17 protein-coding genes are annotated in these 14,628 nt (G+C 50.7%); 16 read left to right on the top strand and 1 reads right to left on the bottom strand.

Annotation, left to right across the window (positions count from 1 at the left end; all coding sequences use genetic code 11):
- The first annotated feature begins 70 nt into the window (after positions 1–70).
- From GOC95_RS02255 to GOC95_RS02230, 6 genes are all read left to right on the top strand, one after another.
- The gene (locus GOC95_RS02255) at positions 71–1,279 is read left to right on the top strand and encodes a formylmethanofuran dehydrogenase (RefSeq protein ID WP_275355468.1); all 1,209 of its coding nucleotides are present in this window, start codon (positions 71–73) and stop codon (positions 1,277–1,279) included.
- Positions 1,276–2,940: a formylmethanofuran dehydrogenase subunit A gene (locus GOC95_RS02250; protein WP_275355466.1), complete on the top strand. Its 1,665-nt coding sequence runs from the start codon at positions 1,276–1,278 to the stop codon at positions 2,938–2,940. Before GOC95_RS02255 ends, GOC95_RS02250 begins: the two co-directional genes overlap by 4 nt.
- Before the next feature lie 2 nt (positions 2,941–2,942).
- Positions 2,943–3,869: a formylmethanofuran--tetrahydromethanopterin N-formyltransferase gene (gene fhcD, locus GOC95_RS02245; RefSeq protein WP_194747781.1), complete on the top strand. Its 927-nt coding sequence runs from the start codon at positions 2,943–2,945 to the stop codon at positions 3,867–3,869.
- Positions 3,866–4,537, top strand: coding sequence for a formylmethanofuran dehydrogenase subunit C (locus tag GOC95_RS02240; protein WP_275355463.1), 672 nt, complete (start codon positions 3,866–3,868; stop codon positions 4,535–4,537). The genes fhcD and GOC95_RS02240 overlap by 4 nt, the downstream gene beginning before the upstream one ends.
- 105 nt (positions 4,538–4,642) lie before the next feature.
- The gene (locus tag GOC95_RS02235) at positions 4,643–5,557 is read left to right on the top strand and encodes a rhodanese-related sulfurtransferase (RefSeq protein ID WP_275355461.1); all 915 of its coding nucleotides are present in this window, start codon (positions 4,643–4,645) and stop codon (positions 5,555–5,557) included.
- 127 nt (positions 5,558–5,684) lie between these two features.
- Positions 5,685–7,877 (top strand): EAL domain-containing protein, encoded by a 2,193-nt coding sequence (locus GOC95_RS02230; RefSeq protein ID WP_275355459.1) that lies wholly within the window; start codon positions 5,685–5,687, stop codon positions 7,875–7,877.
- A gap of 10 nt (positions 7,878–7,887) precedes the next feature.
- Here the strand turns inward: GOC95_RS02230 and GOC95_RS02225 are convergent, their stop codons facing one another.
- Positions 7,888–8,883: an integron integrase gene (locus GOC95_RS02225; protein WP_275355458.1), complete on the bottom strand. Its 996-nt coding sequence runs from the start codon at positions 8,881–8,883 to the stop codon at positions 7,888–7,890.
- A 152-nt stretch (positions 8,884–9,035) separates the two neighbouring features.
- Between GOC95_RS02225 and GOC95_RS02220 the strand changes: the two genes are divergently transcribed.
- The 10 genes from GOC95_RS02220 to GOC95_RS02175 all read left to right on the top strand — a co-directional run bounded on the left by GOC95_RS02220 (position 9,036) and on the right by GOC95_RS02175 (position 14,565).
- Entirely contained in the window at positions 9,036–9,794 is a 759-nt protein-coding gene (locus GOC95_RS02220) for a hypothetical protein (protein ID WP_275355456.1), read from the top strand.
- A gap of 51 nt (positions 9,795–9,845) precedes the next feature.
- Positions 9,846–10,424 (top strand): hypothetical protein, encoded by a 579-nt coding sequence (locus GOC95_RS02215; RefSeq protein WP_275355454.1) that lies wholly within the window; start codon positions 9,846–9,848, stop codon positions 10,422–10,424.
- 820 nt (positions 10,425–11,244) lie between these two features.
- On the top strand, positions 11,245–11,469 hold the full coding sequence (locus tag GOC95_RS02210) for a hypothetical protein (protein WP_275355452.1): 225 nt from the start codon (positions 11,245–11,247) through the stop codon (positions 11,467–11,469).
- Between the two features lie 85 nt (positions 11,470–11,554).
- On the top strand, positions 11,555–11,869 hold the full coding sequence (locus tag GOC95_RS02205; protein WP_275355450.1) for a hypothetical protein: 315 nt from the start codon (positions 11,555–11,557) through the stop codon (positions 11,867–11,869).
- Positions 11,870–11,876: 7 nt separating this feature from the next.
- Positions 11,877–12,203 carry a hypothetical protein gene (locus GOC95_RS02200; RefSeq protein WP_275355448.1) on the top strand — a complete coding sequence of 109 codons (327 nt, stop codon included), beginning with the start codon at positions 11,877–11,879 and terminating at the stop codon, positions 12,201–12,203.
- Positions 12,204–12,285: 82 nt separating this feature from the next.
- Positions 12,286–12,648, top strand: coding sequence for a hypothetical protein (locus tag GOC95_RS02195; protein ID WP_275355447.1), 363 nt, complete (start codon positions 12,286–12,288; stop codon positions 12,646–12,648).
- Positions 12,649–12,662: 14 nt separating this feature from the next.
- Positions 12,663–13,031 carry a VOC family protein gene (locus GOC95_RS02190; protein WP_194747767.1) on the top strand — a complete coding sequence of 123 codons (369 nt, stop codon included), beginning with the start codon at positions 12,663–12,665 and terminating at the stop codon, positions 13,029–13,031.
- 36 nt (positions 13,032–13,067) lie between these two features.
- A complete protein-coding gene (locus GOC95_RS02185) occupies positions 13,068–13,496 on the top strand; it encodes an EamA family transporter (RefSeq protein ID WP_194747765.1) in 429 nt (142 codons plus the stop codon).
- A gap of 146 nt (positions 13,497–13,642) precedes the next feature.
- A complete protein-coding gene (locus GOC95_RS02180) occupies positions 13,643–14,278 on the top strand; it encodes a hypothetical protein (protein WP_275355445.1) in 636 nt (211 codons plus the stop codon).
- A 59-nt stretch (positions 14,279–14,337) separates the two neighbouring features.
- Positions 14,338–14,565: a hypothetical protein gene (locus GOC95_RS02175; RefSeq protein WP_275355444.1), complete on the top strand. Its 228-nt coding sequence runs from the start codon at positions 14,338–14,340 to the stop codon at positions 14,563–14,565.
- Positions 14,566–14,628 lie beyond the last annotated feature (63 nt).

The raw sequence follows: 14,628 nt of genomic DNA, 5'->3' as shown, positions 1-14,628 counted from the left end.
ATGGTTTCCCACGGTCAGGTGGATATTCAGGATTGAATACATAAAGATCAAAACGAGAGACTATAAAGCCATGACAAATCAACAAAACAGTATGCATGCATGCCCGGCTTGTGGCTTGCTATGTGACGACATTTCGGGGGAGGCCATTGCCAAACAGCAGTTTTCGTGTGGCAAAGCCGCAAAGTTCTATGCTCGAACGAGTAATGGTGCGCAACCTCGGGTGGCGGGGCAACCCGTGTCGCTGACCCAGGCCGTACATACCGCCGTCGAACTGCTCAAGCAAGCCAAAACGCCATTGATCGCCGGCAGCAGTACCGATGTCCACGGTGCGCGTGCTCTGGTCAGCCTTTCGCATCATACGCATGCGTCGATGACGCATCTCAATGCCAGCAGCACGCTGCGCAACATGCAGGTATTACAGCATCGCGGCTGGCAGACCACCACCTTGACCGAAGTACGCAACCGCGCAGATGTCATCCTGATGATAGGCACTGATGTGGTGAGCCACAATACCCGTTTTTTCGAGCGCGTGGTGTGGGTGCCTGAGGCCATGTTTACCGCGCCTGCCGCCCGCAAGATCATCTACCTGGGCGGCGATGACCTGAATACCAAGCCTGGCGTCTCTCCCGATGGACGCGCACCTGAAGTGATCCCTTGTGCAAGCGAACAATTGCCGGAAGTGGTTGCCACGCTGCGTGCGTTGGTCATGGATAAGCCTGTGACGGTGGACAAGGTGGCCGGCGTCGATGTGAGCCGTTTGAGAAACGTGGCTGAGACCCTGAAGGCAGCCAAGTACGCCACTTTGGTGTGGGTGTCCAAAGACCTGCATTATGCGCATGCCGAATTAACCATTGAAAATATCACTGAAACCGTGGTCGCCTTGAACCAGAAGAGCCGCGCCATGGGTTTGTCGCTTGGCGGCAGTGATGGCGATACCAGCGTCAACTACGCACATACCTGGCTCAATGGCGTGATTATTGATACACCAGACTGGGAAAGCCATGACGCGGTGGTATGGGTGAATAGTTACAGTCCGGATGCGATGCCGCCTGCAGGCACTCACCCTGTGATTGTGCTCGGTGCTGCTGACAGCCAATTTGACGAGACGCCAGCAGTGTTTATCCCCGTTGCGACGCCAGGGCTGGACTGCAATGGCCAGCAATTCCGTGTGGATGGCTCGGTTACCTTGCCGCTCAGCGCAGCCAAGCCTTCTGACCTGCCCACCTTGTCACAAGTGATCGCCATGATAGAAACAGAACTTAAAGGAGTGGCGGCATGATTACCGTACTCAAGAACGCTAAAGTGATTGACCCCGCGCACGGCAAGGATGGCGTGGTGCAGGATATTTATATCCGTGATGGCCGCATTATTGCCAAACCGGCCGACAGTGAAAAAATTGCGCAGGTGTACGACCTGAATGGCAAGATCGTGATGGCCGGGGCGATTGATATGCATAGCCATATCGGTGGCGGCAAGGTCAATATTGCGCGCATGCTGTTGCCTGAATACCAAGCCATGCGCAAGCTGGAGGAGCCTGAAGCTCACATCTGCGGCGCCAACTGCAGCCACCATGCGACACCGAATACCACCGATACCGGCATGCGCTATATCGAGATGGGCTATACCGCTGCCTTTGAGCCGGCCGTGCTCGCCGTGAATGCGCGTCAGGCGCATATGGAAATGGGTGACACGCCGATGATTGATAAAGGCGGCTACGCCATGCTGGGTAACGATGATTACCTGCTGCGTTTGCTGAGCCAGAATGCTGACCAGAAAACCATTAATGACTATGTGGCGTGGACTCTGCATGCGACGCAAACCATAGGCATCAAAGTGGTCAATCCGGGCGGCATTTCCGCGTTTAAATTCAATGAGCGCCGCCAGGACCTGGATCAACTGCACAGTTATTACAACATCACGCCGCGCCGCATTTTGCAGGCCTTAAGCCGTGCCGTAAATGAGATAGGTATTGCCAAACCTTTGCATGTGCACTGTAATAACCTGGGCGTGGCTGGTAACTTTCAGACCACGCTGGATACCATGGGCGCCAGCGATGGCATCCCCATGCATTTGACCCATATCCAGTTTCACAGTTATGGCACTGAGGGCGACAAGAAATTTTCTTCTGCCGCCGCCAATATCGCCGAAGCGATCAACAACAACAAGCATATCACTGCCGATGTTGGCCAGATCCTGTTTGGCCAGACCGTGACCGCGTCTGGCGACAACATGATGCAGCACTTAAACGCCAAAGTGGCCAATCCGAAAAAATCGGTGATCATGGACATTGAATGCGACGCAGGTTGTGGCGTGGTGCCGTTCAAATACCGCGACCAGAACTATGTCAACGCCTTGCAATGGGCGATTGGCCTCGAGGTATTCCTCAGTGTGGATGACCCCTGGCGCATTTTCCTGACTACAGATCACCCGAACGGTGCGCCGTTCACCAGCTATCCGCATTTGATCCGTTTGCTCATGGATAAAACCTTCCGTAATGATGCGTTTGACAAGCTCAACCTCGATGCGCAAGCCATGAGTAACCTGAAATCATTGGAACGCGAATATAGCTTGTATGAAATCGCCACCATGACCCGCTCAGCCCCGGCCAAGTTGATTGGCCTGCAAGACCGTGGCCATTTGGGTGTGGGCGCTGCGGCTGATATTACTGTCTATACCGATCAGGCTGACAAGGAGGCCATGTTCGCCAAGCCAGACCTGGTGTTTAAAGACGGTGAGCTGGTAGTGAAAGAGGGCAAAGTGGTCAAGGTGGTGTGGGGCGCAACACATACCGCCAAACCAGCCTTTGATCTGGGTGTGGAAAAAGACATCAAGCAGTATTTTGACCGCTACCACACCATGCAAATGCATAACTTTAAAATTTCGGATGACCAGATTGCGGAAGATGGCCGCAACCATGTCATTAACCATAGCCAGGGGTGAATATGCAGTTAAATGGCGTAGACATAGACGATACCTTTGCTGAAGCATTTAATATGCGCGGCACGCGTATCCTGATTACGGCGCAAAATTTGCGCTGGGCATATAACGCCGCCAATGCCATGACGGGTTTTGCCACCAGTGTGATTGGCTGTGGCGTCGAGGCGGGCATAGAGCGGGAGTTGTCCGAGGATGAAACCCCGGACGGTCGTCCGGGCGTTAGTGTGCTCATGTTTGCCATGGGCAGCAAAGTGCTTATGCAACAACTCGAAACGCGCATGGGCCAATGTATTCTCACTTGCCCAACCGCGGCCGCCTTTGCCGGGATTGAGTCAGAAGACATGATTAGTCTCGGTAAACATTTGCGCTTTTTTGGCGATGGTTATCAGGTGTCCAAACAAATCCCCGATGCCACGGGCAAGCTTAAGCGCTACTGGCGTATTCCGGTGATGGATGGCGAGTTTTTAACCGAAGAAACCACGGGTATGGTACGTGCCATTGGTGGCGGTAACTTTCTGGTCTTGGGGGCCAGCCAGGCACAAGTGCTGACGGCCTGTGAAGCTGCCATTGATGCCATGCGCAAACTGCCCAATGTCATTATGCCTTTCCCGGGCGGGGTGGTGCGCTCTGGTTCCAAGGTGGGCAGCAAGTACCCCAAAATGTTTGCCAGTACCAACGATGCATTCTGCCCAACCCTTAAAGGCGTGGTTAAGAGCGAGCTCGATCCACGGGTGGAAAGCGTGATGGAAATTGTGGTCAATGGCCTGACTTTTGAAGATATTGCTGTTTCGATGAAAGCTGGGATTGAAGCGGCCTGTAGCCTGGGTAAAGACAATGGCATCTTGCGTATTTCTGCCGGTAACTACGGCGGCAAGCTGGGCCAGCATCACTTTAAACTGCGTCCAATTTTAAGCGGGGAGGTGACCGCATGAGCCATATCGTATTAACCGCCAAGCCAATCTCGCGCACGGTCGATTGCCGTGCCTTATTGCCGCTGGCTTTGCAAGGCAAAACCGAGACCGAGATCGGCGCCATCAAACTGGCGGCCAATTTGTCTGTTGCCGACGCGTTTGAGGTGAGCGTGGACGCAGCCACAGAGGCAACTAAGCTGACTTTTAAAAACACAACTTCTTCGCACCAATACATCGGCTTCGGCATGACGGCTGGCCAGCTATTGGTTGAGGGGGATGCGGGTGACTTTTTAGGGGCGCAACTGCAAAACGGTATTCTGATTTGTAAAGGCAACGCTGGCGCACGTGCCGGTGACCGGATGCGTCGCGGCATGCTGTTGATTGAAGGCAATGCCGGTGACTATTGCGGCTCGGACATGATGGCGGGGACGCTGGGCGTACTGGGCAGCACAGGTGTCTATCTTGGTTACGGTATGAAACGCGGGACTTTATTATTGGCACAATCGCCAGCGCCGCAGGCGACCTGGATAGACTGTGGTTTGCACAAGCTGCCTTTCCTCAATATTCTGTATAAATCATTTAAGTTGCTGGATAGCCGCTTTGCGCTAATCAGCAGTCAGCGCGTACAACGCTGGATGGGGGATATGGGTGGCCTCGGTAAAGCTGAGATACTGGTGATTCAGCCTTAAAGCCAATCAGTGTGCGTATGAAAACGGGCCGCGTGCCCGTTTTTCTTTTTGCATCAGTAGGTTAGAGTGGTAAAATCGCGCTTTTGCAATCAAGCCAGATTTCTCATGAGCCAATATCTCACCGCTGCCCTCTATAAATTTGTCACGCTGGATAATTACAAAGACCTGCAACAACCGATTTTAGAGACCTGCCAGCAACACCAGATTAAAGGCACCTTGCTGTTGGCGCATGAAGGCATTAATGGCACCATTGCCGGCAAGCCGGAAGATATCCGCGCCGTGCTCACCTACTTGCGCCAAGATCCGCGACTGGCCGATCTCGAGCACAAAGAATCCTGGGCCGATTCTCACCCGTTTTACCGCATGAAGGTCAAACTTAAAAAAGAAATCGTCACCATGGGCGTGCCAGAGGTGGATCCCAATCTGGTCGTGGGCACCTATGTTAAGCCCGAAGACTGGAACGCCATTATTTCAGACCCGGACGTCATTGTGCTGGATACGCGCAATGACTATGAAGTACATATTGGCACCTTTAAAGGCGCGGTGGACCCGAAGACCACCACCTTCCGCGAGTTTCCCAAATATGTTGCCGAAAACCTGGATAAAACCAAGCACAAAAAAGTCGCCATGTTCTGTACCGGTGGCATTCGCTGCGAAAAAGCCTCTTCTTTCATGAAGCAACAAGGGTTTGAAGAGGTGTATCACCTGCAAGGCGGCATCCTTAAATATCTGGAAACCGTGCCCAAAGAGCAAAGCCTGTGGGAAGGCGAGTGTTTTGTCTTTGACCAGCGCGTAGCGGTCAAGCACGGCCTGGAAGTAGGGGATCATGACCAGTGTTATGCCTGCCGCATGCCACTCACCGCAGAAGAAATGCAAAGTGAGCAATATGAAGCCGGTATTTCTTGCCCTTATTGCTACGAAAAATTGACCGCAGAAAAGAAAGAGTCTTTGCGTGAGCGTCAAAAGCAGGTGAAGCTGGCCAGATTGCGCGGCCAAAATCACATCGGCGACAGTCAATAACCCTTTGATCAGCGCGCTTGCACTGATGGCATAAACTTAGTAGTGTTACAAAAAATTTAATTTTATGAATTGACATAAAAGCAAATTGACATGTCATTCATCTATGCTCTTTGCCTAGGGGGGTGTGATGAAATGCCCAGTAATACTTGCTAATGAACCGCAAAGGTTGCAAGCGCTATTTGACCATGGCCTGCATCAGCCAGAAGTCATTGCCAATCTGGAGCCGGTAGTAGACATTGCGGCACGCATGTTTCGCATGCCGATTGCGGCCGTCAATATGATAGGTAGCGACCATGTGTTTTTCGCCGCCGCCGTCGGTGCTGGCGAAATGGATATGCGCCGTGATGTTTCTTTTTGTGCCCATGCCATCAACGAAAACCAGGTCATGGTCGTCCCAGATGCCTTGCTGGATGAGCGCTTTCATGACAATCCACTGGTCACGGGTGAGGCGAATATTCGTTTTTATGCCGGGGTCAGGTTGCTTTCACCAGAAGGCCTCCCCTTAGGCGCCCTGTGTATTGTCGACCACCAACCTCATTTTGACTTTTCTTTAGAAGACCAGGCCAGATTGCGGGCGCTGGCGCAAATGGTATCTGACCGGCTTGAATTACGCCGCATTGAAATTTCAGCCAGCCGTACCCGGCCACACTTTGAAGAATATGCGGCGCATGCTGCGACTCCTATCGTCTGGTTTAATGCCGCCAAGCAGATCATTGCCTGGAATCAGGCCGCGGCCGAGATGTTTGGTTACCGTCTCATCGAGGGTGAGGGCCACCCACTGCAAACATTGTTTTCCAGCTCGGATGCTGCGCTTTTACAAGAGAAAATAGACACCATTTTGCAGTCTCGGTCACTAGACCGTGTGGCGAGTTCGTGTGAGCTCACTGGGCTTCATAAAGAGGGAACGAGCTTTCTGGTCAATCTATCGCTATTTTCCTGGCAAGCTGAAGGCCAGCTGCAATTCGAAGCCGTGCTCAAGCCCGTGCCAGCCACTGCAGTCGCGCTGCAAGCGGAAAGCAAGCAGTCGTTGCTCGATACACTCACTGGCCTGTATAACCGGGTCCGCTTTTACCGCTTTGTTGAAGAAACACTCAGCCAGCCACATGCTGCCGCGGTGTTTATGATAGATCTGGATGGTTTTAAAGATATCAATGACACCATGGGGGGGACCGTTGGCGATGCTGTATTGAGAGAAATCGCGCAACGGTTATTACGGATTGTCCCTGCGCATGGTCTGGTGGCGCGTATGGGTGGGGATGAGTTTGCGGTCGTCGTGCCCGGCCTGCAAGTGCCAACTGACGCCACTCAGCTTGCGCAGCAACTGATTGATGGTATTGAGCAACCGATGCAAATGCAAGGCCAGTCTGTGAGGGTGATTGCCAGTTGCGGGATTGCGCTTTCGCCCTTGCATACGCTTGAAGCCTTAGAGTTAGTCAGCAATGCCGACCTTGCTTTATTCAAGGCCAAGGCACAAGGACGTGGCCGCGCTTGTTTGTTTGTGCCTGAGTTGCGCCAGGCCGCGGTATCGCGCCGCCAACATGCACTTGAATTGCATCGTGCTGTCGATGAAGGCGAGTTTTTGTTGTATTACCAGCCTCAAGTGAACCTGCAAACTGGCCTCATCACTGGCGCCGAGGCCTTGATCCGCTGGAACCATCCACTACGCGGCCTTCTGCCGCCTATTACTTTTTTATCCGCACTAGAGAGCGGACCACTGGCCGCCACGGTGGGCAGCTGGGTACTTGATGAAGCCTTTAGCCAGTTGGCTTTTTGGCGTCGCCAAGGTGCCGGGCATTTGCGGGTAGGGGTGAATTTATTTAGCGCGCAGTTTCATACCGGCGAGTTGGTCGATGAGGTGATGCTGGTGTTGGCAAAACATGGCCTACCCGCGCAAGCGCTGGAACTCGAAATCACCGAAAATATCGCGCTGGATCAAGATGAGATTGTGTTAGCCACGCTACGCAAACTCAAGCAGCACGGCGTCGGTATTGCCTTTGACGATTTTGGGACCGGTTACGCCTCGCTCAGCCTGCTCAAGACTTATCCCCTCACACGCATTAAAATCGACCGCACCTTTGTCAATGGTATGCTGCAACACAAAGAAGACGACTCCGTGGTGTGCGCTACCCTCGATATCGCCCATGGCTTTGATTTACAGTCGATTGCCGAAGGCATAGAAACGGCAGAGCAATATCAATACCTTAAAAGCAAACAATGCGAAGAAGGGCAGGGGTATTTGTTTGGCAAACCCATGCCTGCTGATAAATTTTCCCAATTAATCGGCTGTGAAAATCTCTCGATGATAAAGCAAACACCTTAGCGAGACTTGATTACACAATTGGTTTGATCACATCAAGTGGACTGGTCACGCTCCGTCCGCCAGTGTTGACCAGTTGCGCATAGACTTTAGTGTTTGCCTCATTGGCATGACCCAACAAGCGCTGCACGGTCTGCAAGTCATGGCCACCTTCCAGCAAGTGTGTGGCAAAGCTGTGCCTCAGTGTATTCGGCGTCACGGCTTTTTTAATGCCTAATTGCTTGGCCACATTTTTCACCGCCCGCTGTATTGGTTTTTCATCCGCATGGTGGCGGTAAACTCCGCCTGATTGCTGCGCAACCGATAAGCGGCTGGAGGGGAACACATATTGCCACTGCCAATCCTTACCAGTATTGGGGTAGCGTTTAGCCAATCCCTCAGGCATCCAGACTTCCCCTAAACCTTTACTTAAGTCCTCGGCATGTAATGCCTCAATAGACGCCAAATGTGTTTTTAAAGGATGTACCAACGTTCCTGGTAATAATGTCGTACGGTTTTTATAACCTTGCGGGTCGCGAACCAAAATTTCCTGCCGATCAAAATCAATATCCGCCACCCGCAAGCGCAAGCACTCCATCACCCGCAAGCCGCTACCGTATAACAAGCTCACCATCAACCACATCGTCCCCTCTAATCCAGAAAGCACTGCCTGTATCTCCTGCTTGCTCAATACCACAGGCAAGTCTTTCTTTGCCGGTAGCTTGGTCAAGTTTTCAAGTTTTGGGAGATTCCGCTCCAACACCTCATCATACAAAAACAGCAGGGCGCTTTTCGCCTGACTTTGAGTGCTAGCCGCCACCTTTTTCTCTACCGCCAGATGGTTCAAAAACGCCTCAATTTCAGCCGTGCCCATGTCTCTGGGGTGGCGCTTGTCATGAAACAAAATAAAGCGTTTAATCCACTGTATATAAGCTTCTTCAGTGCGCTTGCTGTAATTTTGTGAACGTAATCGCTCTACAATTAAAGGAAACAACTTTGGGGCCGGTTTTACCTCAGATGTGTTTTCCATACTGCATCCTTTTTTCAAGGTGTAATAAAAAGAAACTAAGTATTTATTTAATTATGATAAATCATTTTATTAAATTTATAGCCCCTGTTCTAAATAAAAAATTATGTTCGTTTTTGGGGTCTAATTAGCGTTAGGCGCTTGAATTCAGAACCATGGCAACACAGAAGCTCACACTGGTAGAAAACGCGCTCGACAGCCTTGAGCATGCGATTTCGCATCTCAACGCGATGCCTAAGGCACCAACAGCTGGAACATTCAAGCGTATCATCCTGGACCTCTCGCACGTGGCTGAACTTCTGTTCAAAGAACGTCTACGCCAGATTCACCCCGCATTTATTCTGTCTGACGTTGATAAGTACCCCGCGGCCACGGCTCACACTGTGACTGCGGCGGATGCATTGCGCCGCCTCCAAAGGATTGGAGAGGTTGAATTTACTGACGCAGACCAAAGCGCATTAAAAACCATCAGAGAGAAAAGAAACGAAATTGAGCATTACGAGTTCTCGATCGACGCAACTGAGGCAAAAGTCGTCATTGGAAGCGTGCTCGCGTTTATCTTTCGCTTCGCCACAGATGAAGTAGGGCTCGATTGGGCCGGACGCAGGATTGAAGATCCAGCGTGGAAGCGTCTCAATGAGTATGCTGAGTTCTATGAAATCGAAAAGTCTCGCGTTTTAGATGCGCTAAACGGCAGCGGCATTCCTACGATGGAATGCCCGATGTGCGGCAATGAAACATTCGACATGGAGGCAGAGGTTTGCGTACTGTGCGGCCACAGCGAGCCTGTGCTGCAATGCAAATCATGCAAGTCAGGCTACTTCTACTCGAATGTTGAGTACGAGGATACAGAGCTTTGCCCTAAATGCGAATGGGAGAACGGCTATGCAGCAGCCTATTGCGAGAAATACTAGTAATAACGTGCCGCGCCTAACTGGTCGGTCAAGCGGACGCCAACAAAGGCCATGCCTTCGGCATTTTCATGGCCTTTGTTTGTGCCCTACGCACCTGCGGTGCCGCTTACCTTGGGCGTTAGGCCTCTAGGAGCAGAGATGGAGCATGCAAGAAGCATCTACAAAGATAGAGTCTTAAGGATCTTAGCGAACTTTCAACTCTTAGAGTTGGCGCTAAAAATCTATATTGGCAAGTCTTACGAATTTATCAACTATCTTGTCGAAGGGCGCGTCCATTATGATTTTTCCATTACTGATGTTGAAAACTATCCATTGGAGCGACTCCTCAGCGTTTTTGGAAAACTTAATGGAAATCAAGAGCTTCAAAAGCGCCTAAACAAGCTTAAGTCCGAGAGAAACTATGTTGCGCATCAGGCGCTGCTCGTAACCATTGGCAACAATCTCAATACGGATACGCTTCACGAAAAGGCTCGAGACTTCTTCTACCTAGAGGATGAACTAATGGAATGTTTAAAACTTCTAACTGACGAAGGAACGAGTCTCCTTGCCCGGTTCGCTCGAGGCGCCGTGGAGAGTCAAAGCACGAAGAACATGGGTCTGGACGATACAGAAAAGGATTTGTCCGCATGAGTGGTCTTGCACCTGTCATCAGCCTAACCAGTCGGTCAAGCCGGCGCCCACCAGCTCCGCTTGTGGGTGCCCTCCGTGCTTCGCACTCCGGCGCGGCTTACCGCGGGCGTTAGAGCTAAACCAACATGAGCCGCATCGGAAAAATTCTCTGCTTAATTTATGCATTAATAATTATTGGGTGCTTTGCAGTTGCTTACTCAGCTGACGGTGACTTCAAAGGACAGTACGTTCTTTACAGTTACCCTTAGCACTTCAAATGGCGGGCATTAACGCAATTGGCCTATCGCCACAATTACAAAACCTTTCATGGGTTGGGGCTTATGTTCTTTTGGGGCTTCCTACATTCTTGTTCTTATATTTCGTCGGTTGGGTTATTGATCGTCGTAGCTCTACCCCATCATTCAACAGGGACGCGCTAAAGCGCGCCCGTTAATTCAAACTACAAGGGCTTCCCCATTTTTATCAATAGTCATCTGCAAGATTTTTGTGTATTTGAATTTTTCAGCCCATAAATATCATTTGCTGTAACCAGTGTTAAGCGAGAGGCTGAAGGACTGCCGTACTACACGGTCTTATTGGGCAATATTGGCCCGAACCCTGATGAAAGACGCGCGTCGGGGCCTCATTCGTTAGTCGGGAATTATCATGCTCCCCTAGAATTAATCAGGCTCCCCGGCGCGGGCTCAACCCGCTACACATCAAGGCCTGGCAGTTCAGCTGCGATTCTGAACAGCTACCCGTTTGCTCTATTAATTAAAAATTAGTAAAGTCCCTTACAATCACTTGTGAAACCAACACAACAATTATTGAGCACCTAAATATGAATCTGCCCGTAAAAACAAAACAATATATTGCCTTTGTCTCATTTTCTTTTTGGATCATGGCAATTTCAGGCTGCACTTCCCAGTCTTGGTATGAGGGTGTCAAGCGTGGCGCTGAGAACAATTGCCGCAATCAACCCCCGAGTGAGGTTGACCGTTGTTTAGAGAATTTGAACAAGAAAACCTATGAAGAGTATGAAAAAGAGCGCTCTAATCAAAAATAGCTGGCTTGTCGCAGCGCTCCGGTTAGGTCCTGTCTAAGGGCGCCGTGGGTACACGTTAGAGTCCAGACTTTCTTTCCAAAACGCTATGAAGCTGTTCGTTAATTTGATGCGCCGGTTGGTAATGTGGCCGTTTCGGAGGAGAGATTTTTCAGCCATTGCCAATATCGGGCCTCAAGAGTTTGACTGTGTTTTGCCCCAGCTTGAGCAGATGGGCTGGAAAATTTATGCGCGTTACGGTGGCTTTGATGCTGGCATTGATTACGACTGCATCCGCTTAAAACGGGCTGGCATAAAGCTTAAATGCGAGTGGGATCCCTGTGATGAATGGCGCATTGGGGGGCCGGTAGAGGTCATAAAAGCAATTGCAAGTCAGTTTGATCTTGTCGCAATATCTGAGTAAGGGGCCTATGGCGATTTCAACGGTTCAAGCGATCAAGTTGGCGATTGTGAGTGTCACGGGCCTTTCAAAAGACGCATTGCATATTTACGTTGGGTTGATGGTATTTTTTGCTGCGATGCGCATTTTTCGCAGGCAGGGGCATCGTTTTATGCCCTTGCTCGCTGTGTTTATCGTCGCCTGCTGCGGTGAGGTGTTAGATATGCGGGATGACCTGCATAGCTTGGGATATTGGCGCTGGGATGCCAGTTTGCATGATGTGATCAATACGCTCTTTTGGCCATTTGTGATTGCGCTGTTAATGCGCAAAGGTTGGTTATTTAAACCGCAACCTTAGTTTGAAACTTACGCGGGTTTGATCGTGAGTTCGCAAAATCCCTGCTGGACGCGTGCAAGTATAGCCTTTACCATGAGCATCAATGTATTGCGTTAAGGCAGAAAGGATACACGTGGCCATTCAGTTTTTACCCATTCTTAAAGCCGTCGCTCCTTATCTGGCACAGGTGGCAACGGCGGCCATTCCGGCGTTTACCGCCAAGCCTGAGGCGGAAAAGGTTGATCCTGTATTGACCAAGCAGATTGAGGAATTACAGACAGCGACTGTGCAGAATGCCGAGTCTATCCATTTGCTGGCAGAAAAAATGCAGCAGGCGATCCTCGCTCTGGAAGACGCCGCTGAGGAGGCTAGAACACAGGTGGCGACATACAAGACCATGTTGTTTTTGTCGTTGGGGTTATCTGCGACAACAACGATCGCGATGATCTATTTACTGGTTAGATAGCGAAAGGGGCTGAAATGTCAACTCTGCAGGTCACTGAAATTAAGGCGTTTGTGCCGAGCAAAGACTTTGCGTTATCCAAGCAGTTTTATCTTGATTTAGGCTTCAAGATGGCCTCAGAGGGTGGCGGGGTTGCTTATTTTCACTTTGAGCATGTGAGTTTTTTGTTGCAGGATTTTTGTGCAGAAAACTTGGCAGAAAACTTTATGATGCATTTGCTGGTCCCGGATGTGGATGCCTGGTGGCAGCAGATTGAGCAAACGGGCATCGTACAAAAATATGGCATCAAGCTCTGGCCGATTCAGTTGCAGCCATGGGGGATGCGCGATTTTTGTCTGACAGATCCTTCCGGCGTGTTGTGGCGCATCGGCCAGAATGTGGATTAGGTCGCTTTAAGTTTATATAGGACGGGGAGGGTGTAAATGACGGGCGATTGGTTTTTCTGGGCGGCGCTGTCGGCCTGTTTTGCCGCCTTAACGGCGATTTTTGCCAAGGTCGGTATTCAGGGCATAGACTCAGACTTTGCAACATTGATTCGTACCGTGCTGATTACGCTGGTGCTGGCGCCCTTTGTCTGGCTGGCAGGTAAGTGGAGTAATCCCTTGAGTTTGCCGGGACGTGCCTGGCTGTTTTTGAGCTTGTCAGCGCTGGCGACGGGCGCTTCCTGGCTGTGTTACTTCCGTGCCCTGCAATTGGGTGATGCGTCGAAAGTGGCACCGGTGGATAAATTCAGTCTGGTGCTGGTTGCATTATTTGCCTGTCTGTTTTTGGGTGAGCGCTTGTCTTTGCGCGAGTGGTTGGGCTTGGCACTGGTTGCCGCAGGCGTGTTGCTGCTGGCCTTGAAGCGTTAGTTTTACCCAGGGCTGATAGCCCCAAATGGCTATTGCTTGCGCTGTGAATTTATTGATAAATGCATGCGGTGATCACGGCGAATGAAGCTTTTTTATGCTTGATGACGTGATGCCTAGCCAACAAACCAGCGTTGAAAGTATTCAGCATGCCATCTTCACTGTCCTTTTACCGTGCTTTTGCCGTCACCCTGGCCTTGTGGCTGGCTGGATGTTGTACGCCAAAGCCGACCAGCATTACCCAGCCTATCCCCCTCAAATCTGCCGCGGAATCTAGCGTGGCTTTGCATGTCATTGGCGTTTACCAAGGCACATTGCCACCAGAGGCAGACCAGCGACCCTGGTGGGCGCAATGTCAGGCAGCCAGGGCGGCAGCGGGCAAGTTGGGGCCACTTGTGCCAGGTGAATGCGATGCGTTTTTACTGGCGGGTCGTGATCAGCGCACAGTCACTGTAAATATCACTGACGATAGCAAACCCATGATTCTGGGCCTGATGGCTTATGAGCCTGTCACCTGGCATATTCAGCTGGCGCCGGGCGTGGTGATTCAGAAAGTCATCCTGGGGGCTTATCACACGCAACGTATCGTCGGGCTGGATGAGGCGCAGGTGGACGTATACAGCTATGACAATATTGCTTGCCCGCGCTGCATTCAAAAAGGGCACGCGCTTTATTCCTACGAACATGTCCCACTGGAAATGGAGTTAGTGGCAGGCATGCGGGCGACTTCGTTTCAGGGCAATTATACGGGCGGCAGTTACCAGATTTTTAAAGGCATGCAGTAGTCTATCCGTGTAGTCCACTTTACAATGCTGGCTTTAAGTATTTGGGATTGGGTGACGCTGTGTTGCGAGGTTTAATTTACGGGTTAACCATTTTGCATTTAGGTCCAGGCTTTGCCTTTGCCGTGGTTGCATTTGGGTGCGATGCGTCTTTTGCCGCCTTGCAAGGGGTTTGCCAGCAGGACGCATTTGCCGCCTTTATTCAGCTCACCTTGATCGCTTGGGGCGTACTGATCGCCGGACTATTGCTTAAAATTTATATCACAAATTACTTTAATAAAAATAAATAATATATTGTTTAAAAATAACTTTTAATTTTATTTTTAAACTTTTTTAGCAAAGGCTACTCGAAA

Source organism: Methylophilus sp. YYY-1, from assembly GCF_029132825.1.
GTDB lineage: Bacteria > Pseudomonadota > Gammaproteobacteria > Burkholderiales > Methylophilaceae > Methylophilus > Methylophilus glucosoxydans.
The sequence above is the reverse complement of the archived record's forward strand: the minus strand, read 5'-3'. Positions and strand labels throughout refer to the sequence as shown.